Origin of the sequence: Adhaeretor mobilis, assembly GCF_007741515.1 — a bacterium.
In the GTDB taxonomy this organism is placed as follows: domain Bacteria; phylum Planctomycetota; class Planctomycetia; order Pirellulales; family Lacipirellulaceae; genus Adhaeretor; species Adhaeretor mobilis.
Map to the genome: position 1 here is coordinate 897327 of NZ_CP036263.1, position 17221 is coordinate 914547.

Consider the following 17221-nt stretch of genomic DNA (forward strand, 5'->3'; position numbering starts at 1 on the left):
CAGGCAAAGCAGGGCGGTACTCACACAGTGTTTAGTTCACTTAGCGTTTAGTTCACGAAGCAGGTTTTACGTAGGAGTAGAATTCAGATGAGTTACAAGCTTGAATACATTTGGCTGGATGGTTACACCCCCGAAGCGAATTTGCGCAGCAAGACGAAGGTCGTTGATAGCGAACCCAAGTCGCCCGACGACTGCCCCGGCTGGTCGTTCGATGGCAGCAGCACCGAGCAGGCGGAGGGCAGTTCGAGTGACTGCTTACTCAAACCGGTTAAGCTCATTGCCGACCCCCAACGCAAGAATGCTTCGCTCGTTTTGTGCGAAGTGCTGGCTGCTGATGGCTCGGTGCATCCCTCGAATATTCGTGGCTCGTTCGAGGACGATCCTGATCTGTGGCTCGGCTTCGAGCAAGAGTACACCATCATGAAAGATGGTGCACCGCTGGGCTTCCCCAGAGATGGCTACCCCGGACCACAAGGTCCGTACTACTGCTCGGTCGGTTACAAAAATTGTGTCGGGCGTGATCTTGTCGAAGAGCATTTGGATGCTTGCCTCGACGCGGGCCTTTCAGTGACCGGCATCAATGCCGAAGTTATGAAGGGTCAGTGGGAGTATCAGCTGTTCGGCAAAGGTGCCAAGAGCGCCTGCGACGATGTCTGGCTGAGCCGCTTCCTACTGCATCGCACAGCCGAGAAGTACGGCGTGGTGATCGAGCTGCATCCCAAGCCAGTCAAAGGCGACTGGAATGGTAGCGGCATGCACTGCAATTTCTCGACTACTGACATTCGCGAGAAGGGTGGCGAGGAGTTCATCAAGGGCATTTGCGAGAAGTTCCGCGGCCGTCACGACGAGCACATCGCTTCCTACGGTTCGGAGAACGACCAACGCCTGACTGGGCTTCACGAAACGCAATCGATCGAAAAGTTCAGCTTCGGCGTGAGCGATCGTGGCGCTTCGATTCGTATCCCAATCGGTACCGTCCAGAACGACTGGAAGGGTTACTTGGAAGATCGACGCCCCGCGTCGAATGCCGACCCCTACAAGGTCACCTCCAAGATTCTGGGCGCTTTGAGGTCTTAATGCCGGGCGTTCCTCGTGGCAGCTCGAAATAAGCTTTGATCTACGCAACCCCGCTTTGCTACCAGTAGCAAAGCGGGGTTTGTTTTTTTAAGCTTAGTTAGAGATACACGGCGAGACCGCAAGCGCCGCGGCATGTCGAAGAATTTGCATGTGTGCTGTGTCTGTTTGCCGTGACGCTTGCGGTTTCGCGGCCCCCAATCATTCGCCTAGAAAGCCACCATGATCTCCCCTCAAGATGTGCTCGCCCTCTGCCGTGAAAAAGACGTGAAGGCAATCGACCTGCGCTTCACCGATCTTCCCGGTTTGTGGCAGCACTTCACGATTCCTGTTTCCAAGCTTGACGACGACGTATTCGAGGACGGACTTGGCTTCGACGGCTCGAGTATCCGCGGCTGGCAGGCAATCAATGAGAGCGACATGCTGCTGGTGCCCCAGAGCGACACCGCCAAGCTCGACCCGTTTCCTGAGCTACCCACACTCTCGATGATTTGCAACGTGCAAGATCCGATCACTCGAGAAGATTACACACGCGACCCGAGGAATATCGCCCGAAAAGCGTCGAACTATCTCAAGAGTACCGGCATCGCAGATCGCTGTTTGATCGGACCGGAAGCAGAGTTCTTTATCTTCGACGAAGTGCGCTACGACCAAACCGCCAACAGCGGGCACTACCATCTCGATAGCATCGAAGGAGTGTGGAATCGCGGCCAAGACATGACGTTTATGGGTAAGCCGAATTTGGGCAGTCAATTGCGACTTAAGGAGGGCTACTCTCCTTGCCCGCCGGCCGATCAGTTGCAGGATCTGCGCAACGAGATGATGCAGACGATGATCGATTGCGGACTGGATGTCGAATGCCAACATCACGAGGTCGCTACGGGCGGGCAGGCAGAGATTGACCTGAAGTACGGCGATCTTGTTTCCATGGCCGACGACATGTGTCTCTACAAGTACATCGTGAAGAACGTTGCGTACAAGCACGAAAAGACCGTCACCTTCATGCCCAAGCCAATCTATGGCGACAACGGCTCTGGCATGCATACGCATATTTCGTTCTGGAATGGGGATCACCCGTTATTCGCCGGCAACAGCTACGCCAGCTTGAGCGAGGAAGCCCTCTACGCCATCGGAGGCATTCTGAAGCACGCTCCAGCCTTGTTGGCGTTCACCAACCCGACGACGAATAGCTACAAACGCTTGGTGCCGGGCTACGAAGCGCCGGTCAACTTGGCGTACTCGCAGCGAAATCGCTCAGCCGCCTGTCGGATTCCCATGTATAGTCCCAATCCCAAATCAAAGCGCATCGAGTTCCGTTGCCCCGATCCCAGCAGCAACCCCTATTTAGCCTTCAGCGCTCTGATGATGGCCGCCTTGGATGGAATTCAGAATAAAATTCACCCCGGCGATCCGCTCGACAAAGATATCTACGATCTCGAACCCGAAGAGCTAGCCAACGTGCCCAAAACGCCAGCAAGTCTGTCCGAGGCACTTGAGGCACTCTCACGCGACCACGAGTTCCTCCTGCGCGGCGACGTCTTCACGCAGGACGTGATCAATACATGGATTTCGTACAAGAAAGAGAACGAGGTCGATGCATTGGCCCTAAGACCTCATCCGTATGAGTTCTGCTTGTATTACGACGTGTAATGTTCCTCGAAGACTCGACTCTTAGCCCGCGAGCTACGTCTCGCGCGGAAACCTTGTACTCGCTCCACCGCGCGAGTCGTAGCTCGCGGGCTAAGGGATCGTCATGAGCTCCCGACGCTTCTGAGTAAGCTATCCTTATGCATGGCCCTTCTGCGCTTGCTCCTCCTGCTCGTTTCGCTGATTCCCTCGTATTGTTGTGCGCAAGGCGTCCCCCTATGCCCCTCTATTCTGCTTTTCTATAAAGAACATCACCGCAGCGGCATCGAGCAGCTGCAGAAGGCGGCTCAATTAGGGTTCGAGCAGGTGAATCTGGTCGTCACCCTGCGCTGTGAGATCGATAACGAGGGACGTGTCCTCAGCTACGGGCGAGTAAGACATGGCAAGTACCGGCCTTTGACCAACTTCTCATTGACTGCTTTTCGGAGAGAGTTGCTTGCCACTTGCCGAGAAGCAAAGCGGCTTGATTTGCGACTGAGCATCCTGCCTCATCTGGATGCCGCTGGGGAAATCTACGAGTGGCGAAACCACTTCGATTTCGATCCGCTGCAGTTCTATCAGGGCCAGAGTTACGATCAGGCGATGCTCCAATCGATTGCCAGCGCACTAAACGGTTCTGGCTATGGCGAACAGGAAGTCTACTTTGCGTTGAGTGGCGAGATGGGGCGGAGCTTGTTTATCTACCCGGATTCCTACGCGGCGATTCTCAAGCAGCTTCGCACCGACCCACGACTCACTGGCATTCGTTGGGGAATCTCGCTCAATTTCAGTGAGGTGGCAGGCGAAGCAAAAGCCACTGCTGAGAGTGGCCCAGCCGTTCAGCGGGTGATCGACCAGTGCGACTTCTTAGGGCTGTCGCACTACCGTCCGTTCAAGTTGCCGGCACGCCCGGAGCACTTCGCAATCTCTGCGGAAGGATTTCTTGCCGAACTGGCGGAGCACCAAGTAGAGTTCCCTGAGAGTTTAGAGCTGCACTTCAGCGAGATCGCCTTGGGGGGTGGTGGAGCAGATTCACCGGTCGCGAAGACGCCAAGCGACGCGGCGGCTACGCCCTGGGAAGGCAGTGCGGACCCGCGGAAAAATCCTTGGGACACTCCCGAAATGCGCACCCTGCGCGTTGGGTTTCACAATGCACTCTTGGAGTACCTTGCCGATCCTGCTACGCATCACGCGACACTAAAAAATCCGGTAACGGCTGCTTATCTTTGGAACGAAGGTTCGTGGGATCCAATGGACTTGGCGGAAGATGGTTTTGCGGATGAAGAAATTACCGCCACGATCCAGCAACACAATGAACAAGTCGAAGAGTCAGCTACGGATCGACGCTGAGCAAGGTAGGGACTGTCGCAAAAGTAGGGTAGGTCGAGTGGAGCGAGGCGTACCATGAACCAAGGCGGAGGGCGGAAGGCGGAAGGGGGAAGGCGGATAGGTGCCGCTTGCGTCCGCCCTCCTCTATCTTCTTGGGTACTACCAGCCATCCATTGTTAGCTGCTGGTTTCTTTACCGGTAATCACAGTCTTGCTCATCATTTCGGCAAGTCGTTCGAGCGAAGCGCTGCAATCTTCTTCCGCGAGTCGCACCTGCAGAATGCTTGGCTGAGATCGCTCGGCCCATGCTGTCGTCAGCGCTTGGTCGAATTCTCCTTCGGTTCGTATATCGTAACCATGCCCACCACCTAGCACCTCCGGCAGCTTGTGGTGCTGCCAGCTGTGAACATCGTTGAATTCGTAATCGCCAGGGTGTAGCAAGCGTTCGGTTCCATAGCCACCATTGTCGAGAACGATGACGATCACTGGTAGTCCGCCGCGCACCAAGCTAGAAAGCTCCATGCCGGTCATTTGAAACGCCCCGTCCCCCACAATCGCCACAACGCGTGCCTCTGGCTGAGCGATTTGCACACCCAGCGATGCGGGCACGGCAAAGCCCATCGACGTGTAGTAGGCGGGGCTCAGGAACTCGGAACGCCCGTGGGTCGTCAGCTCCGTAGACGCGAACAGTGCGTCGCCGATATCGGCAATCACGATCGTGTCATTCTCAGAAGGCTCGGCCAGTTGCTCGTCAAGTCGGCGAATCATCCTTGAAACCGTAATCGGCGCGGCGGGCTGCAGCTCGAACGACTCTGGCTCCCATTCCGTGGGAGCCCGCCTCGGGTGCGAGCTTTTGAGATCACGCTTGGACAGCTCGCCGATGAAGTCTTGGAGACGAATCTCGTGAAAATGGTGATGTCTTATTCGCAACTGCTCGCTCGTAGCATAAATGCAGTCGCCGATATTCAACTCTGCCGTGTAGATGCCTAGGTTGATATCCGTCATGAAGGTGCCCAGCATGACGACGCAATCACTCGCTTCGACGTACTTGGTGACCTCCTCACGCCCGAGCGCACCTTCGTATAATCCCATGTACAGCGGATGCGTCTCGGCCACCACACCCTTACCGAGCATCGTGGCCGCCATCGGGATGTTTGCTTTCTCGGCTAGATGCAACACTTCGTCCTGCAAGCCAAAGCGATGGACCTCGACGCCCACCAAAAGCACCGGCTGCTTAGCAGCTTCAATTCGGGCAGCCGCTTCGCTCACCGCCTCGGCCAAGACTTGCGGATCGCTACGCGGCTCGGGCTGCGGCGCTGGTGCGGGGGTGCCGGGCACCACGTGGACCATGTCGCGGGGGATTTCCAAGTAAACGGGCCGCTTGAATCGTTGGCAGGCGGCAAGAACGCGATCGATCTCGCGGAAAGCCGTCTGTGAATCGTCCAGCTCAGCCCCTGCCACGCACAGTTTTTCAAACACATCGTACTGCGTGCGAAAATCGCGCACCATGTGATGCAGCAGCGGATTGTGCACCCGCTCACGCAGCCCGGGCGAGCCGGTAATCATCACCACGGGTGACTTTTCCGCGTAGGCACCGGCGATCGAATTGCAAACACTCAAGCCGCCCACACAATAAGTTACGCACAGTGCACCCATACCGTTGACGCGAGCATAGGCATCTGCCGCGAATCCTGCACAATCTTCCCGCGTGCAACCCACTGTGTTGAGCGGGCTTTCCTCCAGCATCGTGTAGAATGAGAGAACGTAGTCACCAGGAATGCCAAACACATCGGCAATGCCGTAGTCCTGAAGTCGCTGGATGAGATACTGGCCAATGGAAAGGTTTTCGGCTTGAAGAGTCATGATCGCTCACTCCTTGAATAGCGCGGTACTGATTCATTGTTGTTAGCCCGCATCGTCCCGATGCCGCTACAAAGAATTATACGCGTTCAGAATTGCACGGCAGCGGCCCGCTTCAGAAGCAACGCGGGCTAACTCAAATTAAACTCATCCATCGCCCTCTCCTCAGTAATCCACCCTGCGATCAGTTCCGCTGGGGTCACATCAAACGCAGGATTGTAAACCGAGACACCTTCCGGAGCCGTGACGCTGCCAAAGCCGTTGGTGACTTCTTCCGCGTCGCGTTCCTCAATGGGGATCTCTTCCCCCGTAGCAAGTGCAGGGTCGATCGTGCTCGTGGGCGCGGCGATGTAGAAGGGGATATCATGGGCCCGGGCGAGCGTGGCCGCGCCGTAGGTACCGATCTTGTTGGCGGCGTCGCCGTTGGCTGCGATTCGATCGGCACCGGTGACAACTGCCTGCACACGGCCTTCTTTCATAACCGTTGCGGCCATGTTGTCGCAGATAAGCGTGCAGGGAATGCCTCGTTGAGTGAGTTCCCACGCCGTCAGGCGACTACCTTGCAGCAAGGGGCGGGTCTCATCGACCCAGACATGCACGGGCAAATCTCTGCGAGCCAGCTCAAAAATGACCGACAGCGCCGTGCCTTCGCCCCCGGTGGCGAGTGCGCCTGCGTTGCAGTGCGTAAGAATGCCGATGCTTTCGCTAGTTGCTTTCTCAAACAACGGCACGAGTATGTCGGCGCCGTGCTTGCCTATGGCAGCGCACATGGCGGCATCTTCTTCGTGAATCGCTCGTGCCTCGTTAAGCAGTGCCTCGCCGCTGGGATCTTGCTCTACAACGGAACGCATGCGATCGAGCGCCCAGAATAGATTGACCGCAGTGGGCCGGCTTGTAGCAAGATAGTCGCACGCCTTGCGAACTTCTGCAATCGTACCACCAGCCTGTGTTGCGAGGCACACACCGTAAGCCGCCGCCACGCCAATGGCCGGGGCGCCGCGTACGCTCAGTCGCTTGATGGCTTGCCAAACGTCCTCAACCGTGTGGCAGTCGATCTCGACCAACTCCGTAGGCAAACGAGTTTGATCGATCAGACGCAGGTGGCCGTCCGTTTCGCCGATCCACTGCAATGTTGGTGGGCAATCTCGGTTCATAGGATGTAGGGTCCGCTGTGAGCTTGTGAATTATTCAGCTACCTACTCGGCAGCTAAGAATTTAGAATCGGTGACTGCTTTGATTCTAACATGCTTTGCGATGGAGGTTCTTGATGGAACGTACCACACAGACCGGCACGGCCCGTTTTCAGCGTGCTGAGCGACGACAGATCGAGTTTCGCCCGCTCGCACTCGATCAATTGCTTGCTGAAGATCACGCAGCGCGACTGATTTGGGCCTACGTGGAAGGACTCGACCTGACGCTCTTGTATCAGAAGATTAAGGCGGTGGATGGGAATGCTGGTCGCAATCCGATCGATCCCAAAATACTCCTCTCATTGTGGCTCTTCGCCACCGTCGAGGGAGTCACCTCCGCTCGTCGACTCGCTAAGCTCTGCCAAGAACACTTGGCTTACCTGCAGGACTACGCAAAGAATGAACCTGTGCAGATCAGGTTGCGTACGTGTTTTAGAGCAACTAACGTTTCGTCCTTAATTTCAGGAGGTTTTACTGTGAATGCCGCTCACGCGGAGAGTCTGCTAGCTCACTTGCAGCAGATTCCCGACCCGCGTGGGGCTAAAGGAAGGCGCCACTCATTGCAGGCCATGCTGGCCACCGTTGCCTGTGCCGTATTGTGCGGTGCGCGAGGCTATGAAGCCATTGCCCAGTGGATTCACGCTCAAGAGAAGAGCGTTTGGTATCTGCTGGGGTACTTTCGCACGCCGCCCAAAGAAGGCGCGTTTCGTTACTTACTGAACATGATGGACCCGGAGCAACTCGAACAAGCCTTGCGTGCTTGGATCACTCCTCACGCAGAAGTCGACCCCCAAGCAATGGCCTGCCTAGCCATTGATGGAAAGACGCTTTGTAAGACCCTGGATCGGTACGGCAAGTCGGTCCATCTCTTGAGCCTGTTTGATCAGCAGACCGGCTGCGTACTCAGCCAAATGCCTGTCTCGGGAAAGACGAACGAGATTAAGACCGCCCCCGAAATTCTCCAGACGCTTGTCTTGGAAGGACGTGTGGTGACCGGAGACGCGATGTTCGCACAGACCGAGATTTGTAGGACCATTACCGATTCGGGCGGTGACTTCCTGATTGTCGTAAAAGGCAATCAGGGAAACTTAGAAGAAGACATCGCCGGTGATTTCTTACCGGCCTTTTCCCCCCGCCAGTCAGCATAAAAAAGAGGCGTTCCAAACCGAGGTCCGGACGCACACCAAAGAGCATGGTCGCGTTATCACGCGGCATCTTCAGGCCAGCACGCGGATCGTTCCGCACCTCTCTCGCTGGCCCGGACTTCGGCAGGTGATTCGCTTAGAGCGTACGAGTCGTCGCAACAACGAGACGATCACCGAGGTCCAGTATGCCATCACCAGTCTCTCTCCGCAGCGTGCCGATGCGGAGAAGCTGCTTGAGATCTGGCGTAGCCATTGGGGCATTGAAAACCGTTTGCACTGGGTTCGTGATGTCCTCTGGCAAGAAGACCGTTGTGGGGTCCGTCATCACCGTGGAAGCCAAAACTTAGCCTGCTTCCGCAATGCGGCTATCAATCTGCTCCGTTTAGCCAAAGTCCCCAGCCTCATCGGTGCTATCAGAGAAAACGCTTACCGAGTCGATAAGCTATTCGCCAAGCTGGGTATCATGAAACTTTGAATCGCCCTGGGCTTACCTGTGGATCTGTGGCGAAGTGAGCGTGAATTACCATACGCTGAGCGACTTTCGCACCCAACACCATGAGTTTCTCGACGACCTGCTCACTCAAAGCGTGGCCACGCTGCTGCACCAGGGACTCATTGAACTCAACAGCCTGGCCCAAGACGGGATGCGTGTTCGCGCATCGGCCAGTTCGAGTTCCTTCCGCAGGAAGCCCACCCTCGATGAATGCCTCGCCCAGGCGGAGCAACATCTGGAAACACTTCAGAGGGAGAGCGAAGAAGATGTCGGGGTTGAGAACCGTCGTGAACAGGCAGCACGGGTGCGTGCGGCTCGTGAGCGGCAGGAGCGTATTGAAGCGGCTTTAGAAGAGCGTGAAACGCTCGTTCCGAAAATGGAGCGTCGTAAGAAGGGTTCTGGTAGCGAAGCACGCGCTTCGACCACCGACCCCGAAGCACGCAAGATGAAGATGGCCGATGGGGGCTTTCGTCCGGCCTATAACGTGCAGTTTGCGACGACGACCGATACGCTGGTGATTGCTGGTGTGGAGGTGGTCAATGCGGGGACTGACGGCGGTCAGATGAAGCCGATGATTGATCAACTTGAGCGGCGCTACCAGCAGGCTCCCGAGCAGTACCTGGCCGATGGGGGCTTCGTGAAGCTGGAAGACGTTACTGCCCTTGAGCAGGTGGGGGTCGAAGCGTATCTGCCGATCATGGAGCAAACACGTAAGGAGTCCCAGGGGATCGACCCGTTTGCTCCAGTGAAAGGCGATAGCGAAGAGGTCAAGCGGTGGCGTGCCCGGATGGGCACTTCCACAGCGAAAGAGATCTATCAGCAGCGCAGTGCGACTGCTGAGTTCCCCAACGCCGGCTGTCGGAATCGGGGGCTGGGTCAGTTCCCGGTTCGAGGGTTGCTGAAAGCCAGAGCGATCTGTTTATGGCAGGCACTAGCGCACAACTTCCAGAGAACACTTGATTTACGGCGGCAAGCGACCGGGTAAGCTTGTGATGATCAGGCAAGGATGCCAACGCCATCGGGTCGTCAGCATCCCAAGCAACTTTAGCAAACAGGGGTGTTTAACAACGACACAACCAACCTTTCAAGAAAGAACCCCCGAGCACTAGGACCTCAGGCCCGGTTGAGAAAAATTCACGGCCTCTGTGCGGACCAGTAAAGTTTTTCGTTAATGAAAGGGCACGACCTCGTTTCGATTTCCACCGAAATATTGGTCCGCACAGCGGACCCTACGACAACTCGGGATACAACTTCTTGATCGACTTATCGTGCCGCATATTCTGCCGCACGAAAAACCAGTACGGCATGTAGGCAGGCCACATGGGTAGCTCCTTGACAGCTGCGACTTGCTCGCGGACGGAGCGTTCCAAGATGTCAGGGAATTTTCCTGAGGGCGTTCGTGGCGTGAAGGCTGCTCGTTGGGCAAGTAGTTTCAAGGCGCCCTCGTGCTTTCGCCATAACTCAGTAATCGCAACCGTCTCGAAAGTTTGGATGTAATGTCCCTCTTTCACCGGTAGCAGTTGTCCGCCCTTGTTAGAGCCCGTGGTCAACATGCCGTCCTGACTGAGAGTGATGTAGTCGGTCACCTTCTGGTCGGCGACTTGATAGACGCAAAAGAAGGTGTCTTCCTCCGGCTTTCGCCACGCGACGATCAGTGTGGGTGCAGGTCCACCCGCCATGTCGTAGGCGCCCACTGGCTCGAATCCTAACGATTTCACAAGCAGCGGATCAATCAAGCCGCCCGACTTCAGTGGCAGGAAGTAACCACTGGCGATATTGTCCGGCAGCGCGGTGAGAGAGACGTTGCCCATCGAAATGACAGACTTGCTACCCGCGAACACAACCGCCCCGAGAATAAGCAGTGTGAGTAACAAGCCGCCGACTAGGGTTGTCCAAAGCATGTTTGACCTTTGGTCAGGGGGACACGATTCCGAATATCAGCTGCAACGCGCTAGCGTCCGGTTAATCATCTGTCATTTCTCGTAAAGGTTGTTAACGTTTTTAGCATACGATCGGGACCGCTTGCGGCAAGAGGCTGAACTGCCTTGTGCTCAACGCCCGTAACCTCTTGTGCTGCGCACACCGACACATCTCCCTTGCAACATTACGAGAAAGCGAAGCGTAATACGGAGAAAGTGTCGGTACTATCCCCTGCCGAATTGGTCCGAAAGCTCCAAATCAAACGTCTCGGCCACTGCCGCGTTCGTGACTTTCCCGCCATGCATGTTGATCGCTCTGGCGAGTGGCGGCAACTCCTTAGCGGCCGATTCAATGCCTCGCTGGGCGAGTTGAATCACCCAGGGAAGCGTGACGTTGCACAGGGCGTAAGTGCTCGTGCGCCCGACGGCTCCTGGCATGTTCGTGACACAGTAATGAACTACTTCGTCCACGATGTAGGTAGGATCGTTGTGCGAAGTGGGCTTACTGGTCTCGATGCAGCCTCCCTGATCGATTGCTACGTCGATGATCACGCTACCCGACTTCATGGTTTTCAGATGCTCTCTCCGAATCAGGCACGGCGCTTTCGCCCCGGGGATCAACACAGCGCCCACTACCAGATCAGCACGGTCGAGCTGTTCCGCTATCGTGTGACGATCACTAAACAGGCAGTCGACATTCGGTGGCATGACATCGGCGAGGTAGCGCAGCCGATCGACATTGATATCGAGAATCGCGACGTTCGCGTTGAAGCCGGCGGCGATCTTCGCCGCATTCGCTCCGACGACTCCACCGCCGAGAATGAGGATATTGGCCGGTGCCACGCCCGGCACGCCGCCAAGCAGAATGCCGCGACCCATCTGTGGACGCTCTAAGTACTTCGCCCCTTCCTGAATGCTCATGCGCCCGGCGACTTCGCTCATGGGCGTGAGCAGTGGTAGTTGCCCTTTTGCATCGGATAGGGTTTCGTAAGCAATGGCTGTCACGTCGCTCGTCAGTACGGCCTCGGTCAGTTTTCGATCGGCTGCGAAGTGAAAGTACGTGAACAGTGCTTGCCCTGCACGCAGCAACGGCCACTCGCTCTCCTGCGGTTCCTTGACTTTGACAACCAGCTCGGCACGCTCGAATACTTCCTTGGCTGTGGCAACCAGCTCGCAACCAGCTCGCAAATAGTCGTGATCGGCGAGTCCAGAGCCCAACCCGGCACCCGCTTCCACTAGTACGGTATGCCCGCGATTGGCGAGCTCTTCGACACCCACCGGCAGCATGGCCACGCGGTACTCGTCCTGTTTGACTTCCCGAGGAACTCCAATGATCATGGCGGCGGCTCTGCTTTTCGGTTAATTTGAGTAATTGGCAACGGCTGGTTCATATTAGTGAGTCGTCGGCAATATTTCACGATCCTCTGTACGTCCTATTTTCTCTCTTATGCGCCAACCTTCCCCTAATGCCCGCTTGCTTACCTGGCTTACCTTCGGGGCCGTCGCCCTGTGGTGCCTGCTGCTGGCGCTGGGCTCGTTTCTGGGGCTCGACAACAAGACCCCCAGCTACGATTGGCGCCGCATGGCCGTTATGTTGGGCTCTAGTGGGTTTTTCTTGGGGCTTTGGCTGCTGGCGATGGGGATGCGAGCCCGACGGATTCGTCGAGAGGAACAAGCTGAAGAAGCTGCGAATCGCCCGTCGAACGAGTAGTGCGAATTCGCCACTTTCCACCACATTTTGGCGAGCGAGCTTGCTCTGCGATCTCCAGCACCTCAGGTCGCGAAGCAAGCTCAGGGGGCTAAATGGCAGTCCAGCCGGCATAAGGCTCACAAAAGGGGCAGGAAATTGGCACTCTGCCTGTTCGCCACGGTTGCCTCTCAGGGGGAAATTGGCTATTTTGGTCGATTCGCAACATATTTCGATAGCAAGCCGATACTGAGCAATTCAATGAAAACGTACATGGCCCGCCCGCGGGATTTTGAGAACGGCACGATTGACCGCAAATGGTTGCTGGTCGACGCGGAAGACAAGATCGTGGGCCGTTTGGCGAGCGAGATCGCCGTGATCCTCATGGGCAAGCACCGCCCGACCTACACGCCGCACATCGACACGGGCGACTACGTCGTCGTGATCAACGCGGAAAAGGTGAAATTTACCGGCAAGAAGTGGGAGCAAAAGAAGTACGCTTGGTACACCGGCTACCCACAGCAACGCACAATCACCGCCGGCGATCGCCTAGAGAAAAAGCCGGAGATGATCCTCCGCGAAGCCGTTCGCCGCATGCTTCCCAAGAGCAAGATGGGCCGTGCGATGCTCAGCAAGCTTAAGGTTTACGCTGGCACTTCGCACGAACATCAAGCACAGAACCCCGAGCCGACTGATTTGGCGGCGAAGTAGAGAAAACCCAACACAGCAAGGGCAGCAGCTGCCCATGCCACCCGAATATAGTTAGAAAACTCTAGCAGGAAAAACCCATGGCAGCCACTATCGAAGAAGCCCTTGGCACAGGCCGTCGCAAGACGTCGGTCGCTCGCGTTCGCATTCGCCAAGGCGATGGCAAAATCTTGATCAACAAGAAAGAGCTGGACGAGTTCTTCAAGGTCGATCAAGACCGCAACGCTGTGCTTGCTCCGCTGCTGCACTGCGAAGTCCGCGACACGGTCGACGTGCTGATCCGCGTCCACGGTGGCGGCACCACTGGCCAAGCCGGTGCGTGCATGCAAGGCATCGCCCGCGCCCTGGTGAAGCACGATAGCGATCTGGATGAGAAGCTTCGCGAGAAGACCTTCCTGACACGCGACAGCCGCATGAAAGAACGTAAGAAACCGGGCCTCCACGGTGCTCGCCGCGGAACGCAGTTCTCGAAGCGTTAATCTGCCGAGAGTTACAATTTACGAGACACAACAACCCGCGACGCAAGTTGCGGGTTGTTTTATGTTGAACCGCCAAGGACGCGAAGAGCGCCAAGATATGTAGGTCCGCACGATCGCGAAACGGGGAAGGGCGAAGCAATAGGTGCAATTCTGCGATCAAGATACGCCGAAGGTGTTGCATATCATAGCCCAGGGTAAGTTGCCGCGAGCCTAGGCGAGCAAAACGCCACCCTGGGTTACAATCACGACCAAATTCATCGACCGAGCGGTTGGTGTTGCGGGCGAGAAGAGTTTGCCGAGGTCGAAACTCGGTTGGTTTCGACCTCGTTTGTGTCTGCTCTCGAAATCGATCAACCGCTCGGTCGATGAATTGGCGTCCGGCCGTTACCCAGGGTAGTACCTTGCTCGCTTAGGCTCACTGCGGTCCAACCCTGGGCTATAGTATGCAACACCTTCGGCGAAATTTGTTGGCAAACCGGCTAGATCGTTAGAGTGTCAATCGGATCTATTCTCGGCACGGAGACCATCAAACGGTCCGGGTGACAAAAAAGCGAATCCGTGTCATCCGTGCAATCCCTGGCTAACAGCAACGGCGACAACACGAGCACGTATTGTCCTTGGAACCTAGCGCTCTTTGTGTCCTCGGCGGTTCAAAACCAATCCTACCGCCCCTCGCGTAGCGTATTGAAATACTCCTCCGCATGATCGCGGCGCGACTTGGGCAGCTGCTCGAGGACCATGGGGTCGGCCGGTTCGCTGCCTTGGGAGCTCATCTCCGCTTTCATCTGCTCGACTACCTCGCCGCGGATGTTGGGGCCGTCGGCTTCGCCAGCTAAGACGGCAGCGCCCTTGCCCACGTTCTGTCGCACACGTGAGTCGCGGAACCTCACGTCGTTCTTTGTGTCAGGTCGCGTGCCGCCACCGGGGCCTTTGCCATTGGCGTTCTGGGAATCTTGAGGGTTCTCACCGCCCTCGCCGCCTCCGCCGTTACATTCCTGGCAGCCCTCGCCTTGGCATTGTTGGCAGCCAAGTGCATCTTTGGCCATTTGTAGGTCGTCCATCATGGCGTCCAGCAACTCGCCCTCGGCCATCTGGGCCTTCATTTGTTCCATCTGCTCCATCATCTTGTCCATGGCTTCGCCGGCGGCCTGTTGGTCGCCTTTTTCCATGGCTTTCTGGGCTTCGGCCATCTGTTGGGCCATTTTTTGCATCTGCTGGTTGGCCTGGGCTTGCTTCTGCATCTTGTCGAGCTGTTGCTGCATCTTGCCCGCCTCGGCGGTGTTGCCTTCACGTTTGGCCTGCTCGATCTGTTGCTTGAGTTGGTCCTGGGCTTTCTTTTGGGCGTCGGCCGCATTGGCCAGCCTCTCTTGCATTTGCTTCATCTGCTCCTGCAGCTGCTTTTTTGCATTCTCATCAAGCTTGCCATTCTTCACTTTCTCAGCCAGCTTCTTGAGTTCGTCTTGCGCCTTTTTCCAATCGCCCTTCTTCATGGCGTCGGCCAACTTGTCGGCAGGACCTTTGTTGAAGTCCTTCATCTGATTGAGCTGTTTTTGCATCTCCTTCTGGCCGCCGACTTTCTCCTGACGCTTCTCCAGCTGCTTCGCCAAATCGTTGAGCTTCACCATCGCCTTCTTGCGGCCTTCTTTCTTCTCGCCGGCAGCTTCCAGTTCTTTTGACTCTTTCTCTAACTGACGGAAGAGTTCCTCAGCATCTTTGAGGCCCGCCTCGGCAGCTTTCTTGCGGCGCTCTTCGAGACGCTTGCGAGTCTTCGCCAAGTTCTCCTGAGCCTGCTTGGTTAGTTCTGTGGATGGCGGAGTCACATTGCTCTGGGCTATTTGATTATCGAAGAACATGGTCACAGCGAGTCCCAACAATGCGGGCACCAGTGGTAGCCAAGCCTTACGGCCTAGGCTCATGCGGAAACGCTCGTCCACTTCCACACGTTGCACGGCGCGGACGGCATCGCCCACCAGCGCTTGTCCGGCCGGAGAGTTTAGCGATTGCTCGGGCAACGAGAGACTACTTGCCACGCGTTCGCGCAGGTCGTAACGGCTGTCGATTTCGATAGCGGCATCGAGATCAGTCTTGCGAGTGAGAAGCATCCAAAGGGTGGCAGCTATCAGCCCCAAGCCGGCGGCGCCGGCGATGCACCAAATTACGTAGTCCGACGGCAACCCCTCGATGGCAACCACTTTGGGCACCGCCAGGGCAAACACGCCAAGCGTGAACGATGCGAACCAGCACCAGAGCAGGCGCTTCACAAACAATTCTCGATTCAGCCGGGCGCGGGCGCGGGCGACTTGCTGGTAGATTTGGTCCATAATGAACTCGTTAGTATTAGTCGCTGGTCGCAGTCAATCGGGTAGAATTGGTACGTGTTATTCTACGCGGTGTCTGAGCAAACGTCACGCACACTCTAGTAGCCGCAGCTTCAGTATGGACTATTCAGCGGCTGCCGGAGCGCTAGAGTAAGCTTAACCGGACGAGCAATTCACCGGCGACTTGTTAAGTCGCGGCTATCGCCTTCGGGTTGGTAACATGGATAGAATCGCATTACTTACGGTACATCCCTCACCCTTTTTGTCGATTTAACAATGTCCGAAGTTCCACAATCGCCGCTCCCGACGCCCTCAGAGCGTCCAGAGGCCGATGTCGTGCTTTACGATGGCAAATGCGGCATCTGTTCGGCTGGGGTGGCCAAGCTGCCCTGGTGGGACTGTCAGAGGCACCTTGCGTACCTCTCGTTACACGATTCGCAGGTTGCTGAGCGCTGGCCGGACATTCCCCTTGATCGGCTGCTGGAAGAAATGTGCATTATCGACCAGCAGGGCAAGCGCTATTGGGGGGCCTACGCGATGCGCTATCTCACGCGTCGACTACGGCGCCTCTGGTGGGCAGCACCGCTGTTGTACTTCCCTGGGAGCATGATCCTCTGGAAGCCGCTCTATCGCTGGGTGGCGCGGAATCGTTACCGGCTTAGCGGCACAGAGTGCGAAACGGGAGCGTGTGAAATTCACCGCTGAACGAATCGTTTCGTTAGCCGAGGGGCTTGCTAGCCGAGCGGTTTGCGCAGCGATTTACTCCTCGGCAGGGTTTACGGCGAGTAAGCCCCTCGGCTAACGAGACCTACGAGAGCATTGAAGAGTACCCGCAGGATTACCCTCTGCCAAACTAGGCCGCTCGCGACGCTTGCTCTAGCTGTGCAAACAAGACGTTCAACGCCCTGTTGCTCTTTCCCCAGTCGTAGAGCTGGCCCGGGATGACTGTGACGGCTTCTACACGAGTGGCTTGCAGCGACTGCTCGAGGGTAACAATTAGCGAACCGGCAAACGACAGTAAGTCCGACGGCAAAGCGGCTTCCAGAACGCAGCCATTTTCCGCGGAAGTTGCCGACTTTAATTCCTGCCCTCGCTCGGCCAGCGAGCAGAGCGTATCGACGATGACGCTTCCGATCGGAGAGCGAACATATTCGGTACGTGCCTTGCCGGTTTTCACGCCCAGCTTCGCGTAGAACGACACGCTGATTTTTGCGACCGGCACGAGGGGTACCCCGGCGGTTAGCGGCGAAATAAACTTGTCGCAAAGCTCCAGAAACTGCTCACCCGTCATCCGCTTTTCACTCTTGGCGGCAGAACTGGCAATCCGCTCACGCACCGCTGGGATTTGTAGCAAGAGGTCACAATCGGTCATTGTTGACCAATCGAGATGCGAG

16 protein-coding genes are annotated in these 17221 nt (G+C 56.6%); 10 read left to right on the forward strand and 6 right to left on the reverse strand.

Going from position 1 to position 17221, the window contains the following annotated elements; translation table 11 throughout:
* The first annotated feature begins 87 nt into the window (after positions 1-87).
* The 3 genes from HG15A2_RS03480 (at position 88) to HG15A2_RS03490 (ending at position 4050) form a co-directional block, all read left to right on the forward strand.
* Positions 88-1077 carry a glutamine synthetase beta-grasp domain-containing protein gene (locus HG15A2_RS03480; protein WP_145057878.1) on the forward strand — a complete coding sequence of 330 codons (990 nt, stop codon included), beginning with the start codon at positions 88-90 and terminating at the stop codon, positions 1075-1077.
* Positions 1078-1296: 219 nt separating this feature from the next.
* Positions 1297-2724 carry a type I glutamate--ammonia ligase gene (gene glnA, locus HG15A2_RS03485; protein WP_145057880.1) on the forward strand — a complete coding sequence of 476 codons (1428 nt, stop codon included), beginning with the start codon at positions 1297-1299 and terminating at the stop codon, positions 2722-2724.
* Between the two features lie 141 nt (positions 2725-2865).
* A complete protein-coding gene (locus HG15A2_RS03490; protein WP_145057882.1) occupies positions 2866-4050 on the forward strand; it encodes a hypothetical protein in 1185 nt (394 codons plus the stop codon).
* Between the two features lie 155 nt (positions 4051-4205).
* Here HG15A2_RS03490 and HG15A2_RS03495 read toward each other — a convergent pair whose 3' ends face one another.
* On the reverse strand, positions 4206-5891 hold the full coding sequence (locus HG15A2_RS03495) for an alpha-keto acid decarboxylase family protein (protein ID WP_145057884.1): 1686 nt from the start codon (positions 5889-5891) through the stop codon (positions 4206-4208).
* A 128-nt stretch (positions 5892-6019) separates the two neighbouring features.
* Positions 6020-7042, reverse strand: coding sequence for an S-methyl-5-thioribose-1-phosphate isomerase (gene mtnA, locus HG15A2_RS03500; RefSeq protein ID WP_145057886.1), 1023 nt, complete (start codon positions 7040-7042; stop codon positions 6020-6022).
* Between the two features lie 113 nt (positions 7043-7155).
* Here mtnA and HG15A2_RS25025 point away from each other — a divergent pair, with 113 nt between their 5' ends.
* From HG15A2_RS25025 to HG15A2_RS03515, 3 genes are read left to right on the forward strand one after another with little or no spacing between them, the layout of a single operon-like run.
* On the forward strand, positions 7156-8226 hold the full coding sequence (locus HG15A2_RS25025; protein WP_145057888.1) for an ISAs1 family transposase: 1071 nt from the start codon (positions 7156-7158) through the stop codon (positions 8224-8226).
* Complete coding sequence (locus HG15A2_RS24755; RefSeq protein ID WP_145057890.1) at positions 8186-8698, forward strand: ISAs1 family transposase; 513 nt, start codon at positions 8186-8188, stop codon at positions 8696-8698. The genes HG15A2_RS25025 and HG15A2_RS24755 overlap by 41 nt, the downstream gene beginning before the upstream one ends.
* Positions 8699-8738: 40 nt before the next feature.
* Positions 8739-9701 carry a transposase gene (locus tag HG15A2_RS03515; protein WP_145057892.1) on the forward strand — a complete coding sequence of 321 codons (963 nt, stop codon included), beginning with the start codon at positions 8739-8741 and terminating at the stop codon, positions 9699-9701.
* Between the two features lie 244 nt (positions 9702-9945).
* Here HG15A2_RS03515 and HG15A2_RS03520 read toward each other — a convergent pair whose 3' ends face one another.
* Positions 9946-10617 carry a hypothetical protein gene (locus HG15A2_RS03520; protein ID WP_145057894.1) on the reverse strand — a complete coding sequence of 224 codons (672 nt, stop codon included), beginning with the start codon at positions 10615-10617 and terminating at the stop codon, positions 9946-9948.
* Positions 10618-10860: 243 nt separating this feature from the next.
* The gene (gene ald / locus HG15A2_RS03525; protein WP_145057896.1) at positions 10861-11973 is read right to left on the reverse strand and encodes an alanine dehydrogenase; all 1113 of its coding nucleotides are present in this window, start codon (positions 11971-11973) and stop codon (positions 10861-10863) included.
* A gap of 109 nt (positions 11974-12082) precedes the next feature.
* Here ald and HG15A2_RS03530 point away from each other — a divergent pair, with 109 nt between their 5' ends.
* The 3 genes from HG15A2_RS03530 (at position 12083) to rpsI (ending at position 13509) form a co-directional block, all read left to right on the forward strand.
* Positions 12083-12346 (forward strand): hypothetical protein, encoded by a 264-nt coding sequence (locus tag HG15A2_RS03530; protein ID WP_145057898.1) that lies wholly within the window; start codon positions 12083-12085, stop codon positions 12344-12346.
* Between the two features lie 237 nt (positions 12347-12583).
* On the forward strand, positions 12584-13033 hold the full coding sequence (rplM, locus tag HG15A2_RS03535; RefSeq protein ID WP_145057900.1) for a 50S ribosomal protein L13: 450 nt from the start codon (positions 12584-12586) through the stop codon (positions 13031-13033).
* A gap of 77 nt (positions 13034-13110) precedes the next feature.
* Positions 13111-13509: a 30S ribosomal protein S9 gene (gene rpsI, locus HG15A2_RS03540; RefSeq protein ID WP_145057902.1), complete on the forward strand. Its 399-nt coding sequence runs from the start codon at positions 13111-13113 to the stop codon at positions 13507-13509.
* Positions 13510-14171: 662 nt separating this feature from the next.
* Here the strand turns inward: rpsI and HG15A2_RS03545 are convergent.
* On the reverse strand, positions 14172-15830 hold the full coding sequence (locus tag HG15A2_RS03545; RefSeq protein WP_145057904.1) for a hypothetical protein: 1659 nt from the start codon (positions 15828-15830) through the stop codon (positions 14172-14174).
* Positions 15831-16103: 273 nt separating this feature from the next.
* Here HG15A2_RS03545 and HG15A2_RS03550 point away from each other — a divergent pair, with 273 nt between their 5' ends.
* A complete protein-coding gene (locus HG15A2_RS03550) occupies positions 16104-16532 on the forward strand; it encodes a thiol-disulfide oxidoreductase DCC family protein (RefSeq protein WP_145057906.1) in 429 nt (142 codons plus the stop codon).
* 148 nt (positions 16533-16680) lie between these two features.
* Here HG15A2_RS03550 and HG15A2_RS03555 read toward each other — a convergent pair whose 3' ends face one another.
* Positions 16681-17199: a zinc ribbon domain-containing protein gene (locus HG15A2_RS03555; RefSeq protein WP_145057908.1), complete on the reverse strand. Its 519-nt coding sequence runs from the start codon at positions 17197-17199 to the stop codon at positions 16681-16683.
* Between the last annotated feature and the right edge of the window lie 22 nt (positions 17200-17221).

Coding starts and splice junctions, on each gene's coding strand:
- HG15A2_RS03480 (WP_145057878.1), top strand. CDS start 88: ATGAGTTACAAGCTTGAATACATTTGGCTGGATGGTTACACCCCCGAA.
- glnA (WP_145057880.1), top strand. CDS start 1,297: ATGATCTCCCCTCAAGATGTGCTCGCCCTCTGCCGTGAAAAAGACGTG.
- HG15A2_RS03490 (WP_145057882.1), top strand. CDS start 2,866: ATGGCCCTTCTGCGCTTGCTCCTCCTGCTCGTTTCGCTGATTCCCTCG.
- HG15A2_RS03495 (WP_145057884.1), bottom strand. CDS start 5,891: ATGACTCTTCAAGCCGAAAACCTTTCCATTGGCCAGTATCTCATCCAG.
- mtnA (WP_145057886.1), bottom strand. CDS start 7,042: ATGAACCGAGATTGCCCACCAACATTGCAGTGGATCGGCGAAACGGAC.
- HG15A2_RS25025 (WP_145057888.1), top strand. CDS start 7,156: ATGGAACGTACCACACAGACCGGCACGGCCCGTTTTCAGCGTGCTGAG.
- HG15A2_RS03520 (WP_145057894.1), bottom strand. CDS start 10,617: ATGCTTTGGACAACCCTAGTCGGCGGCTTGTTACTCACACTGCTTATT.
- ald (WP_145057896.1), bottom strand. CDS start 11,973: ATGATCATTGGAGTTCCTCGGGAAGTCAAACAGGACGAGTACCGCGTG.
- HG15A2_RS03530 (WP_145057898.1), top strand. CDS start 12,083: ATGCGCCAACCTTCCCCTAATGCCCGCTTGCTTACCTGGCTTACCTTC.
- rplM (WP_145057900.1), top strand. CDS start 12,584: ATGAAAACGTACATGGCCCGCCCGCGGGATTTTGAGAACGGCACGATT.
- rpsI (WP_145057902.1), top strand. CDS start 13,111: ATGGCAGCCACTATCGAAGAAGCCCTTGGCACAGGCCGTCGCAAGACG.
- HG15A2_RS03545 (WP_145057904.1), bottom strand. CDS start 15,830: ATGGACCAAATCTACCAGCAAGTCGCCCGCGCCCGCGCCCGGCTGAAT.
- HG15A2_RS03550 (WP_145057906.1), top strand. CDS start 16,104: ATGTCCGAAGTTCCACAATCGCCGCTCCCGACGCCCTCAGAGCGTCCA.
- HG15A2_RS03555 (WP_145057908.1), bottom strand. CDS start 17,199: ATGACCGATTGTGACCTCTTGCTACAAATCCCAGCGGTGCGTGAGCGG.